Source organism: uncultured Mailhella sp., from assembly GCF_905187505.1.
Classification (GTDB): domain Bacteria; phylum Desulfobacterota; class Desulfovibrionia; order Desulfovibrionales; family Desulfovibrionaceae; genus Mailhella.
The window spans coordinates 1-14,352 of the sequence record NZ_CAJJIC010000053.1 but is presented as its reverse complement, the minus strand read 5'-3'; the positions used below and the strand labels follow the sequence as shown (position 1 = coordinate 14,352).

The 14,352-nt window shown below is 62.0% G+C and carries 12 protein-coding genes; 5 read left to right on the top strand and 7 right to left on the bottom strand.

The window, feature by feature from the left end; all coding sequences use genetic code 11:
- The coding region (locus QZZ60_RS06510; protein ID WP_295639502.1) for a sigma-54 dependent transcriptional regulator at window positions 1–1,440 on the bottom strand (1,440 nt) is incomplete at its 3' end.
- Between the two features lie 318 nt (window positions 1,441–1,758).
- On the opposite strand from QZZ60_RS06510, the gene QZZ60_RS06505 reads away from it, so the two are divergent.
- The 5 genes from QZZ60_RS06505 to QZZ60_RS06485 all read left to right on the top strand — a co-directional run bounded on the left by QZZ60_RS06505 (window position 1,759) and on the right by QZZ60_RS06485 (window position 6,640).
- Window positions 1,759–4,656 carry a hypothetical protein gene (locus QZZ60_RS06505; RefSeq protein ID WP_295639499.1) on the top strand — a complete coding sequence of 966 codons (2,898 nt, stop codon included), beginning with the start codon at window positions 1,759–1,761 and terminating at the stop codon, window positions 4,654–4,656.
- Between the two features lie 15 nt (window positions 4,657–4,671).
- Complete coding sequence (locus tag QZZ60_RS06500) at window positions 4,672–5,817, top strand: putative sulfate exporter family transporter (RefSeq protein WP_295639496.1); 1,146 nt, start codon at window positions 4,672–4,674, stop codon at window positions 5,815–5,817.
- Window positions 5,818–5,827: 10 nt separating this feature from the next.
- Window positions 5,828–5,977, top strand: coding sequence for a hypothetical protein (locus tag QZZ60_RS06495; protein ID WP_295639493.1), 150 nt, complete (start codon window positions 5,828–5,830; stop codon window positions 5,975–5,977).
- Between the two features lie 142 nt (window positions 5,978–6,119).
- Complete coding sequence (locus QZZ60_RS06490; RefSeq protein ID WP_295639490.1) at window positions 6,120–6,323, top strand: hypothetical protein; 204 nt, start codon at window positions 6,120–6,122, stop codon at window positions 6,321–6,323.
- A 20-nt stretch (window positions 6,324–6,343) separates the two neighbouring features.
- Window positions 6,344–6,640 (top strand): helix-hairpin-helix domain-containing protein, encoded by a 297-nt coding sequence (locus tag QZZ60_RS06485; RefSeq protein ID WP_295639488.1) that lies wholly within the window; start codon window positions 6,344–6,346, stop codon window positions 6,638–6,640.
- Window positions 6,641–6,721: 81 nt separating this feature from the next.
- Here QZZ60_RS06485 and miaB read toward each other — a convergent pair whose 3' ends face one another.
- From miaB to hypD, 6 genes are all read right to left on the bottom strand, one after another.
- Window positions 6,722–8,083: a tRNA (N6-isopentenyl adenosine(37)-C2)-methylthiotransferase MiaB gene (gene miaB / locus QZZ60_RS06480; protein ID WP_295639485.1), complete on the bottom strand. Its 1,362-nt coding sequence runs from the start codon at window positions 8,081–8,083 to the stop codon at window positions 6,722–6,724.
- 105 nt (window positions 8,084–8,188) lie between these two features.
- Window positions 8,189–9,058: a TatD family hydrolase gene (locus QZZ60_RS06475; protein ID WP_295639482.1), complete on the bottom strand. Its 870-nt coding sequence runs from the start codon at window positions 9,056–9,058 to the stop codon at window positions 8,189–8,191.
- Window positions 9,059–9,060: 2 nt separating this feature from the next.
- Complete coding sequence (locus QZZ60_RS06470; RefSeq protein ID WP_295639480.1) at window positions 9,061–10,122, bottom strand: glycosyltransferase family 9 protein; 1,062 nt, start codon at window positions 10,120–10,122, stop codon at window positions 9,061–9,063.
- 7 nt (window positions 10,123–10,129) lie between these two features.
- Window positions 10,130–11,128 carry a hydrogenase expression/formation protein HypE gene (gene hypE, locus QZZ60_RS06465; RefSeq protein WP_295639478.1) on the bottom strand — a complete coding sequence of 333 codons (999 nt, stop codon included), beginning with the start codon at window positions 11,126–11,128 and terminating at the stop codon, window positions 10,130–10,132.
- A gap of 284 nt (window positions 11,129–11,412) precedes the next feature.
- A complete protein-coding gene (gene trpB / locus QZZ60_RS06460; RefSeq protein WP_295639475.1) occupies window positions 11,413–12,627 on the bottom strand; it encodes a tryptophan synthase subunit beta in 1,215 nt (404 codons plus the stop codon).
- 255 nt (window positions 12,628–12,882) lie between these two features.
- On the bottom strand, window positions 12,883–13,989 hold the full coding sequence (gene hypD / locus QZZ60_RS06455; protein WP_295639472.1) for a hydrogenase formation protein HypD: 1,107 nt from the start codon (window positions 13,987–13,989) through the stop codon (window positions 12,883–12,885).
- Between the last annotated feature and the right edge of the window lie 363 nt (window positions 13,990–14,352).

Below are 14,352 nucleotides of genomic sequence, written 5' to 3'. Positions count from 1 at the left end.
TGCCAGCAAAGTAAGAGCTGCCTTAGAAACCTTGAGGATAGTCTTACCCCCTCTCCGGTCCATGAGACCGAACTGCGCGAGCTTGTCGTAGAGCGTTCTTCGGCCTATGCCGAGAAGCTCGGCCGCCTGCGTCTTGTTGCCGTTGCACAGGGCAAGCGCCTGCTGAAGCGCCTGAATTTCGGCATTGCGCACCGCGTCGGAAAGAGAAAGCGGCGTGTCCGGCAGCGCGGCCTCCCCGGAGGACGGCACGATTCCCGCCGCAACTTCGGCCATGGTGCCCAGCGATTCCGGCATGAGCCGGTCGCCTTCGGTAAGAAGAAAGGCACGTTCGAGCACGTTTTCCAGCTCGCGTATGTTTCCCTTCCATGGCTGATGATACAGAATGTTCATGGCCGCGGGACTTATCTGCGTGACGTTGCGTCCGTACCGCTCGTTGAATCGGCTGATGAAAAAGCCTATGAGCGCCGCCAGATCCTCACGGCGTTCCCGCAGCGGCGGCAGATACAGCGGAATGACGGAAAGCCGGTAGAAAAGATCCTCACGGAAGCGTCCGGTCTTTACGTCCTCCTCAAGATTGCGGTGCGTGGCGGCAATGAAGCGCACGTCTATGCTCACGCTTCTGTTGCTGCCCACCGGACGTATTTCATGCTCCTGAATGGCACGCAGCAGTTTTGCCTGCGTGGAAGGCGAAAGCTCCCCTATTTCATCCAGAAACACCGTACCGCCCTGCGCCTCTTCCAAAAGGCCGCGGCGCGTGCTTACCGCTCCGGTGAAGGCGCCCTTCACGTGGCCGAAAAGCTCGCTTTCCAGCAAAGATTCCGGCAGCGCCGCACAGTCTATGGTAAGAAAAGGTCTGTCTCTGAGAGGACTTGCACGGTGAATGTACTCGGCCAGACGGCTCTTGCCCGTGCCTGTTTCGCCGGTAATGAGAATAGGCACGCTCGTGCCCGCCACCTTGCCTATGGTCCTGAGCACCTGCTTCATGGACGGGCTGTTGTATATGAGGGATACCGGCGTCTTATTCTCGCGCGGCCGGTCCAGAAGCTGACTGTGCAGCCTTGCGTGCTCGGCCGCCCTCTGCACGAGAGCGGCAAGCTCGGCATTGTTCACCGGCTTTGTAAGATAACTGTAGGCCCCGAGCTGCACGGCTTCCACCGCGCTTTCAATGGTGCCCACGCCCGTCATCATGATGAAGGGAAGCGAGGCGTCCATGGCGCGCACGCGACGCAGCACCTCAAGTCCGCTCATGCCCGGCATGGAAAGATCGCACACCACCACGTCTATGCCGCCTGCGGCAATGCGGGCCAGAGCGCGTTCCCCGTTCAGCGCCGTTTCCGTCTTCCAGCCCTTGCGGGAAAAAAGCAGCGCCAGAATTTCATGCCATTCCGGGTCGTCGTCAACCACCAGAATCTGATAACCGCTCTTCCTGCCTTCGTTCATATTCTCACCCCGGAACATTTCTTGCGGAACACACTGTAACGGCAACGGGTGCCCGCGTAAAGGCGCTCCGTCTGCGCGACGAGGAGCACACCTTTGCTCCCGTGTGCACACCTCCGCACATGACGCGGTTCTTCCCATGCGGCCTTTACGCCGAACTTTTTTTCTAATCGGCTGCAATCATTATACATGACGTTTTTGGAACGATTCCTGCATATCTGCGCAGTGTCGGAATTCTCCCGTTTCGTCCGGCGCACACGCCTGCACAAAACGGCAAAACCATTCTTTCGGCCAGACCATTCAACCCCAAAGGAAGTTTTGATGAACAAGCTTCTCGCTTCCGGCGCCGCCGCAGCTCTTCTCTGCCTTCTGTTTTCCGGCGCCCCGGCCGCGGAAAGTCCGCATGGCCTCGCCCCGGCTGGCGACATGCCCTTCATTCCCGACCTCGGAGGCCTGCGTCACAAGGCCTTCAAAAACCAGTACGGCCAGCCGCGCGAGCTTTCCGAGGCCGTTCTCGTGCGCAAAAGCTCCGTAAAGGACGGCAAGGCCGTCGTTCCTGCGGGCGGACTGTGCTACATTTCCGAGACGGATGAGGACGCCGCCCCCTTCCGGCGCGATCCTTTTTTCATTCTCGGTGAGCACGCCTATCTTGTGGACAGCAAAACAGCCGTGCGTACCGTAAAGGACGTCAGTCTGAAAAAAGGTGAAAAGGTTCTGGTGGACGAGGCCGGCTATCGCCTGTGGTTCGACTACGCCACCGACCACTACGACCTGCCCTACATCCAGATGGCGCTCATCGCTCCTTCGGGTCACTGGCCCATGGAATTTTCCGTGTCCTCAAAGTTCCCGGCCATCAGGGATCTGCCCGACCGCAGCCACATGGAAGGCGACGTGGAACAGCTCGACGAGTTCTTCCTCGACCCGGTGTTCGAATACGGCGCAAGCCGCTTTGAAGTGAAGGACCACGATTTTCAGAAGGCCACCTTCGCCTCGCTCTCCTATCCCGTCATTGAGGAAGCCACGTTCTCTCTCTCCCGTCCCGTGGTGCTGGACCTTCGTCAGGAGGAATACCGCCTGTACGGAACCAAGCGCATCTACGCCTTCCGCGAAAGCAGCGGATTTCGTGTGCGCGTGACGGATTTTTACGGCGACAAGGTGCTGGCCGAAAAGCTGATCCGTCCCATAAGCTCCCAGGGCTACAAGGACGCCGAAGACGAAAAGGACGCCTACTTCCTCACCGTGCCCGGCGAGGACATGCGCATAGAAATAGCCGTTCAGCCCGAGTGGCTGCGGCACTCCGACTTCGTGCCGTGGTCCGACGCCGTGCCCCACGACTGGCAGGAGGGCATGCTGAGACTCGTCGTCTACCGTGACCTCATCACCGTGAAAAACGGCGACAAATGGCCGCTTGATCCCCGCTACGCCGTGGGACTCGAAGCCAGTCTGCTCACGGGCAAGCTTCAGCGTCTCACGCTGGAGAACGCCGAAGCCTTCACGCTCGACGGAGAAAACGACAGCTACGACGGCCCCGTCAAGCATTCCGACGTGTGGAACCGTCCGGCCTTCCGTCTGGTGGCCGACGACATCGACGGCGACAGGGTGAAAAGCTGCTACGTGCGCGACGCCTTCTTCCAGCGCACCGACAATCTGGTGTTCTCGGACAAGGGGCGCAAGAACATCGACTTCTTCATCGGCCGCGCGCCCACCTTCATCTCCCTTCTGGAAGACAGCTTCCTCACCCGCCTTGCCACGCCGAATTTCGGCACCGAGGTGCAGGGCTCGCACTTCACCTCCTTCCCGAGCGTCATGCCGAACATGGCCTTCCATTCTCCCGATCCCACGGCGCCCTTCGGCGGACTCATGCGCGGCTTCGGACGCGAGCAGGTGACCAACCGAAGAGGCGAAAGGCTCACCTCTTCCGAAGGCCTCGTCATCCGCGGCAGCTACGTGGACTGGAAGAACAACCGCATCGTCATTCCGCCCTCCGGCCTGTTCTACACCTCGCGCAACGCCCGCAACGTTCGCGCCCTGAACGGCGAAACCTTCTACATGCTCGGCCGCCGCGCCTACATGGTCACCTTCGAGTCCACCACCTTCACGCGCCGCAACTTCGACATAGACTTCTGGCGCGTGCAGCCCGACGCCAGCCTGCATCCCGTCTACTGGCAGGATCAGCCGCTCGGCGTGAACAACAAGGTGCTGCGCTTCACCGAAAAGCATCTGCTCGACGACAGGCCCATGGCGCAGATCAACGTGGTGAAGTATTCGGGCAACAACTTCGGCGCCCCCTTTGAACTTGCCCAGGGACTCAGCCGCGAACAGGGCGACCGCTACTATCTGCACGACCGCTTCGCCGAAGGCGCCACATGGATCGAACCGGAATTCGTGGGCGAAGACTACGTGCGCGTGAAGAGCTTCGGCACGCCCGCCATCAAGAGCGTGGAATACACCTACGAAAAGCCCGTGCGCGCCCTGCTCGCTCCCGGCGAGGAAAAGGCCCTCGGCAAGAACCATACGCTCAGGCTCGTCTCCTTCGACGAGGCCGCCGGAACCGCCACGGTGGAAATCCGCAGAAACGACGGTTCGCTGAAGGAATCCAGAACCCTCGGCCCCCTCAACGCCGAAACGCGCGCCTTCCTGCCCCAGCATCAGCGCGTGGTGAACTCCCTGCAGTTTGCCTTCGATGAGGGCAGGAACAAGGTTCTTGCCGAAATGGACGTGAAGACCCCCTTTGAAAAGGGCAGAGCCGCCTTCTACACCTATGTCGACCTGAAGAAGCTCGAAAGCGACACACCCTTCGAAGGTGATCCGCGATTCATGGTGCGTCCCGACGTATGCGGCCACTGCTATCAGCTCAACGAAGTGCTGCTGGACAATCCCGAGCCCATCATTCTGGACAAGGAGCATCCCCGCTTCGACGGTCCCCGCATGGCCGACGGCAAGCCGCAGTTCAGCATCGTCATCGACAGCTTCGACGGCGAGATGATCCACGCCTGGCACATCGAGACCAACTACCGCAAACGCGTGTTCAGGAGCGCGAACCTGGCCTTCCAGCCGCGCAACAACATCGACGTGCTCATGGGCGTCAACGGCACCATCGAAGGCTTTTTGCGCGCCTCCCTCATGGAGCGCTCCGCCTGGCAGGAATACTGGCGCACCGGCACGCATCCCCATCCAGAACGTGGGCTCAACGCATGGCTGGCCCACAAGTTCCAATAACAGGCAGGTACTAGCATGAACATTCCCTACGAGGAGCGCCGACGCTCCTTCCTCAGCTGCCTCTACAGCACGCAGGAAATCCTGCCCGGTCTGCTGGCCATGTTCTTCATCGCGCTGTTCTCCAACAATCTGGCGGGCAGTCCCAATCCCCTCACGCTGGAAAACCTGTTTTCCTGGCTCGATGCCGTCATCGGCCCCGTGAACCATCAGCCGCTCTTCCAGACGCTGAACTCAAACTTCGTGTGGAATCCCTTTCTGATGGGCCTTGTCATCGGCAACGTGTTCGGCGTGCCTGACTCCTGGAAGCGGGGACTGTCGCTCATCCACGTGTTCATGCCGCTCGGCATCATCATGCTGGCTCCGCACTTCGTGTTCAGCCACGCGACAAAGGCGGGAATGCCTCTCATTCTCTTCGCCTTCGCCGTCATGGTGTTCACCGCCGTCGTCACCCTTCTGCTCGGCAGGGCCCTTCACATGGACGACCGCCACTACTCCACCATCGCAGGCGCTCTTTCCACGGGCGACCCCCATGTGGTGGCCATTCTCATGCCCATGCTCAAGTCCAAGGGCGGACAGGTCATCAATGCGCTCGGCTGCATTCTCCTCTTCGGACTCGCGGCCTCCTTCCTGCTGCCCCTTCTCGGGCACGCCCTCGACATGGACGATGAGGCCTTCGCCGTGCTCTCCGTGCTCGGCATAGGCAACACGGGACAGATGTTCAACGCGGCCTTCGGCTTCAGCTACGAGGCGGGCCACTGGGCCCACTACTTCGACAGCGTGCGCCACGCGCTCATGCCCGCAGGATTCCTGTTCGTGTTCTTCGTCATGTTCCTGCGCGCAAGAATGTTCCCTCATGACGAAACCGTCATGGCCACGAAAGCCCACAGAAAACTTCCTCTGTTCATCGTGGTCTTCATCATCGCCTGGATCGCGGTGCAGTTCCACGTGGTCAAGGAACCCGCCCACCTTGCCATCTTCGAGCTCGTGAAGTGGGACTTCTCCCTGGCCGCCGCAGCCCTCGGCCTTTCGCTTCCCCTGCGTGAAATAGCGCAGTGGGGCCTGCGCGGCGTCGCGCTCACCTTCGCTTCCGGCATCATGCGCATAGCCGTTCTTGCCGGATGCCTCATGGCTGCGGCCCACTTCAACCTCCCGCTCTTCTAAGGAGTCCAGCATGCGCCATTCCCACACCACAGACGATGAAGGCTTCGACTACATGGCCAACACCGGCGAAGAGGAACATGACCGCGACATGGCGGGCATCGTTCTTGCCGTCCTCTTCATGCTGCTCGCCGTGCTCTTCCAGCGCACGGGCCTGCTCTGACATGCCATGACTTCTGACTGGCCATAAAACCATGTCAGGAACTCCTGAACCGGCCGGGGTACCAGACCCGGCCGGCCCTACCGGGCCCGGATTCTCCCCTCGACGACCCCCGGCAACCGCGTCCTTGCGCAAAGGAACAACCATGACAGGCATCACCTTCTATCTTCAGCTGCTGTTCGCCCTGCTGCTCTTCTGGGCCACGGCAACAGCCATCTACATGGGCGTGTTCCGCGCCCACAGCCCCAGCTGCGGCGCGGGGCGCAGGCATCTCTGCCTTGCCGCCTCCTCGCTGCTTTCCCTTGTCATCTGCTTTTTCATGTATTCCTGGTCCTACCTCAGCTGGTAGCAACGAAAAAGGAGCTTTCCATGACCCGTTCCCTCGTTTCCGCTCTTGCCCTCGCCCTCTGCCTTGCCTTTTCCTCCGTCGCCCTTGCCGAGGATGAAGGCGTCAACGTCAACACCGCCACTCAGCAGGAACTTGCCTCCGTGCCCGGTCTGAACGCCGATCTGGCCGGGGCCATCGTGCAGTACCGTGAAGAAATGGGCGATTTCATGTCCATCGACGAGCTTGCCGACGTGCCCGGCATGAGCAAGCAAGCCCTTGAACAGGCCAGTCAGACCCTGCGCGTGGACGCCATTTCCGGCGCCGAATGCAACTGCTGACATTTCCCCTGTCCTCCCCTGAAACGCAGAAAGGCGGCGGAACCCATGTTCCGCCGCCTTTCTGCTTCAAACTCTTTCCTCTCACGCGTCGCGACTGACGGGCGAAGCCTTGAGAGAATGCTTGAGGGCCCTGTCTATCTTCACGTCCACGAACTCGCCGGGACGTCCCGCGCCTTCGGGCATGGTCACGTTGACCATGTCGCCCCACGGATCGCGGCCCTGCCATTCATTGTTTTCCTCCGTCCTTCTCTGGCTCGGCCCCTCAAGAAGCACGTCGGTCACAAGCCCCACGCGGCTTTTGAGCCACGCTTCGGCCCGATCGTTCTGAAGGCTCTGGAGCCTCTCCAGTCTTTCAAGCTGCACTTCGTGGGGAATCTTGAACGGCATGGCCGAGGCGCGCGTGCCAGGCCTGTCGGAATAGCAGAAGGAAAAGCTCGACATGAAGCCGCAGCTGTCTATGGCCTTCAGCGTGTCCTCGAATTCCTCTTCCGTTTCCGACGGAAATCCCACGATGAGATCCGTGGAAAGCGCGATGTCGGGCCGGGCCTTTCTGAGTCCCTCCACCACGGAAAGATAGCGCTCCATATTGTAGCCGCGGCCCATCTTCTTCAGCATGGAATCCGAGCCGGACTGAAGCGGCAGATGCAGACGCGGGCAGAGCTGCGGAAGCTCGGCGAACATGTCGATGGTCTCCTGCGAGAAGTCGCGGGGATGCGCGGACACGAAACGGATGCGCCGAAGACCCGGAATGGCCGCCACCTGACGCAGAAGCTCGGGGAAGGTGGTACCGTCGCCGCTCTTGTCGTTGCCGAACACGTTGACGTTCTGCCCGAGAAGCGTGATGTCGCCGGCGCCCCGCGCCACCCATGCGCGGCACTCGTCGAGCACGGCCTTCGTGGAGCGCGACTTGCGCGGCCCGCGCGTGTAGGGAACGATGCAGTAGGCGCAGAAGTTGTCGCAGCCCTGCATGATGTTCACATAGGCCACGGGCGTCACGCCTTCCTGTTCCGGCCTTCCCGCGCCGTCCACAAGACAGGGATCGCGGTCGGGAAAAAGGTCGGTGAAGTCAAGATAGGAGAGCCTGAGCTTCGGCTCGTTCAAAAGACGCACGAAGGCTTCGGGCACGGAAGAAACGCCGTCGGTGCCCGCCACGAGGCGCACCTGCGGATGACGGCGCATGATCTCCTCCCCCAGCTGCTGGGCCACGCAGCCCGCCACGCCCACCACGGCGCGCGGATTGGCGCGCTGCACGCGGCCGAGGGCGCTGTACACCTTCTGTTCCGGCTTCTCGCGCACGGAACAGGTATTGATGAACACCACGTCGGCCTCTTCCAGCGGCTTTTCCTGAAAGCCCAGACGCATGAGCGCACGCTCCACCCACTGGGAGTCGTTGACGTTCATCTGGCAGCCGAAGGTGATGCAGTGAAATCCGCTCTTGCCCATTCTCGTCTCCTGAAAAAATATCGCTCCGAGGAGCTTCGTGTCTCATGCGCGGCCTTCCGTCCGCACTCGCTCAAAAAAACGTTGCCCAAGGCTCTCCGAACCGTCTCAGACTTCTGCGGGACGAACGGACGGCATGCCGAAAAAGCGCCTCGTGTTCTCTCCCGTGAGCGTCCAGAGCTCTTCCGTGCTCATGGAAAGCTCCTGCGCAAGGCGTTCGGCCGTGAACACGGCAAGCGCCGGTTCGTTGGTCCTGCCGCGCCAGGGCTCAGGGGCAAGATAGGGGCAGTCCGTTTCCAGCATGAGACGATCGGGCGAAACGACGTGAAGGGCCTCGCGCACCCCGGCGTTGGCCTTGAACGTGGACGCGCCGCCGAAGGCGATGTGCCAGCCTCGCTCCATGATCTGTCCGGCCCTTGCCGCGTCGCCGCCGAAGCAGTGCCAGAGAAGAGGTCTTCCCGGCATGTCCTCCTCGTCAAGAATGGCGAACATTCTGTCCCAGGCCTCACGGGAATGAATGACCACGGGCTTGTCCAGTTCCTTTGCGAGCCTGAGCTGCCTGCGGAACCACGGTTCCTGAAGCGCGGAGGGGGAATAGCCTTCCTCGTAATGGTAATCCAGGCCTATTTCCCCTATGGCGCGGATGAGAGGATCATTCTTCACCGCATCCACAAGATGTTCCCACTCCTCTTCATCGGCCGTGAGCACGTCTTCGGGATGCAGCCCTCGGGCGAAGCAGAGGTCGGGAGCCTTGGGCAGCGCGGCCGCGGCGTCCAGAATGAGATTGCGGTTCGACGCGTAGCGCTCGTGCTGAAGAAACATGTGCACGATGAGCGACACGCCGGAAGAGGCGGCACGCTCCAGCATGCCGGAAAGGTCGGGCAGAAGACGCTCGTCGTCAAGATGCGCGTGGCTGTCCGCCCCGGTGAACGGCAGGCCGAGACTCTGCGGCAGCGGCCTGTTTTTCTTTGAAGACATGGCTATTCCTGTCTGCCCGCCGCAAGCTTGCGCACGACGTCGTTCCACACCTCGGCGGGATCTATTTTCTTCATGCAGTCAAAATGCCCTCTGGGACACGCCTTGTGTCCGTGCAGTCCGCAGGGGCGGCAGGGAAGGTCAACCTCGATGACGGAGCTCGACGCTCCCCGGGGCTCAAAGCCCAGAGAACGCACCGTGGGTCCGAACAGCGCCGTCACCGGAGTGTGCTGCGCCCATGCCAGATGCATGGGACCGGAATCGTTGGTGACGTAGTCGTCCAGCCTGCCGAGCAGCGCAGCCAGGGAAAGCAGCGAGGTCTTTCCCGAAAGATCGAGAAAGCCGGATTCCCTGCCCTCGACGCCCGCCAGCGCGCGGACATGGGCGGCCGTCTGCTCCTCGCCGGGACCGGCAAGCAGCACGACGTTCACCCCGCTCTCCAGAGCACGGCGCAGGATAAAGGCAAAGCCTTCCGGAGTCCAGCGCTTGGTGGGCCATACCGAGCCGGGATGCAGTCCTATGGTCTTCTTCCCTGCGGGCAGGGGCGCGAGCAGCCTGTCCGCCTCCTCTTCGGCGCGGGCGGGAAGCACGATGTCAGGCCAGCACAGCTCCCTGTCTTCCAGAAGCGCGCGGGGCACGTCCAGCGCCTCCGCCAGAAGAAGCAGACGCTCTATTTCCTGAAGTTCGGCAAAGCGGCGGCTCACGCGGTGCGTGAACACGAAACGGGAAAGCGCGGCCTCGGCATAGCCCGCACGCACGGGGGCGCGGCTTGCCCGGGCCATGTACGAGCTGCGGAGACTCAGATGGGCGTCCACCCAGATGTCGTAGCCACGCGCCGCAATGTCGCGGCCTTCCCGGAGCACGGCGGCGAGGCCTCTGTCCTTCCCGCGCTTGTCGCAGGAGAACACGCGGGAAATCTCGGGCTGCGCCTCATAAAGAGAGGCGAGTCCGCCGCGCACGTAAAAATCAAGCTCCGCCTCGGGCCACGCGGCCTTGAGAACACGGATGAGCGGAAGCGTGAGAACGGAGTCTCCCAGAAACGCGGTGTTCCATACGGCGATGCGCATGACGACCTCAGCAGATGCGGGGCAGCTGCGCGCCTTCCAGCATGGAAAGGAGCCTTGAGCCGCCCATGAAGGTACGAAGTTCCACGCGGGGCCGCTCCGAAGCCGTCACCTCTCCTATGACGGCAGCCTCGGCCCCGAACTCGCAGGACTTCATGACCGATAGCGCCGCCTCCGCCTTTTCGCGGGGAAGAATGCAGATGAGCTTGCCCTCGTTGGCAAGGTACAAAGGATCGAGGCCGAGAACGTCGCAGCCGGAACGCACGCTCTCGTGCACCGGCACGGCGGTCTCTTCGACCGTGATGCCCACGCCGGACTGCTCCGCGATCTCGTTGAGCGTGGTGGCAAGTCCTCCGCGCGTAGGATCGCGCAGCACATGGATGTCCCCCACTTCCGTGATGAGCCGCTCCACCATGTGATTCAGGGGAGCGCTGTCGCTCGATGCCTCTGCGGCAAGGGTGAGGTTGTCGCGCCTTGCCATGACCGTGAGTCCGTGATCGCCCATGGAGCCGCTCACGAGCACGGCATCGCCCGGACGGGCCGAATGCCCGGAAGGCGCAGGCTGCGCAATGACTTCGCCCACGCCCGCGGTGGTGATGAACATGCCGTCGCACGCGCCCTTCGGCACCACCTTGGTGTCGCCCGTCACGATGTCCACGCCCGCCTTCTTCGCGGCGCGGGCCATGTCGGCCGCCACCCTTTCGAGCACGTCCGAATCCAGCCCCTCTTCAAGAATGAAGGCGCAGGAAAGATAGCGCGGACGCGCGCCCATCATGGACACGTCGTTCACCGTGCCGTGCACGGCAAGAGAACCTATGCTGCCGCCGGGAAAAAACAGAGGCGTCACGGTGTATCCGTCCGTGCTCATGGCCACGGGACCGTTCAGCTCGAGAAGGGCCGCATCATCCATGCGGCGCAGAATGCCGTTGTCGAAATGCCGGAGAAAAACGTCGGCGATGAGTCTTTGCGACGCCCTGCCGCCGCTTCCGCTGTCGAGAAGAATCTTCATGGCTGGCCTTTGAAAAACGAAGGAAAGGGCCGCGCATGGCCCGGTAATCCCCGCCTTTTTCAGAAGCGGAGAACGAATTGCAGGGCGAAAGACTAGCACAAAAGAGGGCAAAGGGAAACGCCCGGTCCCCGGCCCTTCTCGGACCGGAAACCGGGCGTTCTCATGCGTTCACGCGGTCGGCCGGACATGACGGCGCATGCGCCATCACAAGTCGTGACCGTCTTCTCCGGCAACGGCAAGCGGAAGAGCGCCCCCCGCCTCTTCCCGGAAGGCGTCCGGGAACGTTACATCTTGCCCTTCAGAAGCTCGGCGATCTGGGTCACGTCCTTGTCGCCGCGGCCGGAGAGACAGACCATGATGATCTTGTCCTTGTCCAGCGTGGGAGCAAGGCGCATGGCGTGGGCAAGGGCGTGGGAGGATTCCAGCGCGGGGATGATGCCTTCCTTGCGGGAGAGCGTCATGAAGGCGTTCACGGCCTCCTCGTCGGTGACGGTGACGTATTCGGCGCGGCCGGAGTCCTTGAGCTGGCAGTGCTCCGGGCCCACGCCGGGATAATCGAGACCGGCGGAGATGGAATACACGGGAGCCACGCCGCCCTTCTCATCCTGAAGAACGTAGCCGTTGAAGCCGTGCAGAATGCCGGGCTTGCCCTTGCAGAGGCTTGCGGCATGCTGCCCGTAGCCCATGCCCCTGCCTCCGGGCTCCACGCCCACAAGCTTCACTTCCGCATCGTCGAGGAAACCGGCGAACATGCCTATGGAGTTGGAACCGCCGCCCACGCAGGCCACGGCGTAGTCGGGGAGACGGCCTATCTGCTCGATGCTCTGGGCGCGCGCCTCACGTCCTATGACGGACTGGAAGTGGCGAACCATGACGGGATAGGGATGCGGGCCCACGGCGGAGCCGAGCACATAGAACATGTCGGGATCATTGACGAAGCAGTCCAGGGCTTCGTCAACGGCCTCCTTGAGGGTGCGCTGACCGCTCATGGCCGGACGCACTTCCGCGCCCATCATGCGCATGCGGAACACATTGAGCGCCTGCCTGTGCATGTCCTCTTCGCCCATGTAGACCACGCACTCCATGCCGAAGAGCGCTGCCGTGGCGGCCGTGGCCACGCCGTGCTGACCGGCGCCGGTTTCCGCCACAAGGCGCGTCTTGCCCATGCGCTTTGCAAGCAGCACCTGACCGAGGGTGTTGTTGATCTTGTGCGCGCCGAGATGATTCAGATCCTCGCGCTTCAGGTAGATCTGTGCGCCGCCGAGTTCGCGGCTCAGATTGCGGCAGTGAAAAATGGGCGAGGGGCGACCGCAGTAATGGGTGAAGAGATCGGCAAGCTCGGCCTTGAACTCGGGATCGTCGCGATATTTAATGAAGGCTTCGTTGACTTCGTTCAGCACCTTCTTGAGAGGCTCGGGAACGAACTGTCCGCCGTAGGGACCGAAGAAACCGGTTTCAAAGGCCTGGGCACAAGTCTTGCTGGATTCGGAAACGCTCATGGTCTGACTCCTTCTCCGGTGGAGCCCGGCCTTCCGATTCCGGCTGTAAAAAAACCGCGGCCGTTGCTCCGACCGCGGTTCGTATGCTGCTGTAAAAAGAATACTCCAGAACCCGGCCCCTTTAGCAGGGCCACCACCACATGCAGGAAAGAGTTCTGGAAGAGTTCGTGTTCATGGAGTCAGCTTTAGCAAAAATCGACCTTGCCGTCAAGGGGAAACGCCCTTTTCCGACTGTCCCCGGCAGGGGACGGCCCTTCAGACTCCCCGGTAGCGGTACCAGGCCGCGCAGCTTCCCTCGGTGGACACCATGCACGGCCCCGTGGGATTCTGCGGCGTGCATGCCTTCCCGAAAAGCGGGCACTTATCCGGCGAAAGCGCGCCGCGCAGAATGTCGCCGCAGCGGCATCCGGGGATGCGGCCCGCCTCCCCGAGTTCCAGACCGAGGCGCTCCATGGCGTCGAAGCTCTTCCACTCCTCCCTGAGGGCAAGGCCGCTTTTCGGAATGACCCCGAGCCCCCTCCAGCGCGCGTCGCAGACCTGAAACACCGTGTCCATGACGCGCCTTGCCTGCGGGCTGCCCTCATCGCTTACGGCGCGCACGTAGGTGTTGCCCACTTCGGGCTTTCCGCGGCGCAGCATGTCGAGCATGAGGCACAGAGCGGAAAGAATGTCGGCAGGCTCGAATCCGCCCACCACGGAGGGTCTGCCGAACTCCTTCGCCAGAAATTCAAAAGGCGCAAGCCCCAGCACCACGGCCACGTGGCCGGGAAGAAGGAAGGCGTCGATGCGGCGAGAGGCGCTCTCGTCGCCCTCAAGCAGCGCGCGCATGGCCGGAGGCACCAGCTTGTTGCAGGGAATGATGCAGAAATTGGAAAGCCCCATGCTTTTCGCCGTCATGACCGCGCCGGCCATGACGGGCGCGGTGGTCTCGAACCCCACGGAGGGAAAGACCACCGTGTCGCCGGGATGTTCGGCCGCCAGCCTTACGGCGTCGAGCGGAGAGTAGACCACCTGCACGCGGGCCCCGTCGGCCATGGCGTGCTTGAGCGAACGGCCGTCCGGCCCGGGCACGCGCAGAAGATCGCCGAAGGTGGCAACGATGACGTCGGGCCTTTCCGCCGCCCGGATGAAGGCCGCCACCTCGGAATCATGGGTGACGCACACCGGGCAGCCCGGCCCGGAAAGATGCTCGAGTCCCTCGGGAAGCAGGGAACGAAGGCCGCTGCGGAATATGGACACCGTGTGCGTGCCGCACACTTCCATGAAGCGCACGGGCCTGCCGAGCGCCTGAAGTTCGGCGCTCAGCCTGTCGAGCAGGGCGCGGCACAGCGCCGGATCGTGAAACGAGGAAGAAATGTCCATGCGGCCTCCGGAAGAATGTGTTCTTCTCTGGGGTAAGCGCGGGAAGGCGACCTGTCAACGCAAAGAGAAAAGATGCTGCGCACGGCAGGAACAAAAGCCCCCGGCATTCTTGATCCGGCGCGGAAGCGGAGCTTGCCTCCGCCCCGGCGCTCCATCGCGACGAGCCTCGTCAAGGAGCGTCCTTCAGAAGGAGCCGCACTCCCTGCCGCACAGGGCTGAGCTCCCGGGGGCTTCCGCGCCGGAATCCGCAAAAAAAAATGCCTTGACAAATTAATCATTCAAAGATATTTGATATCGTTCTTTGGCCTAACTTTGTGTTTTTATTTTGGAGGAACACATGCCTACTATTCAGCAGCTTATCCG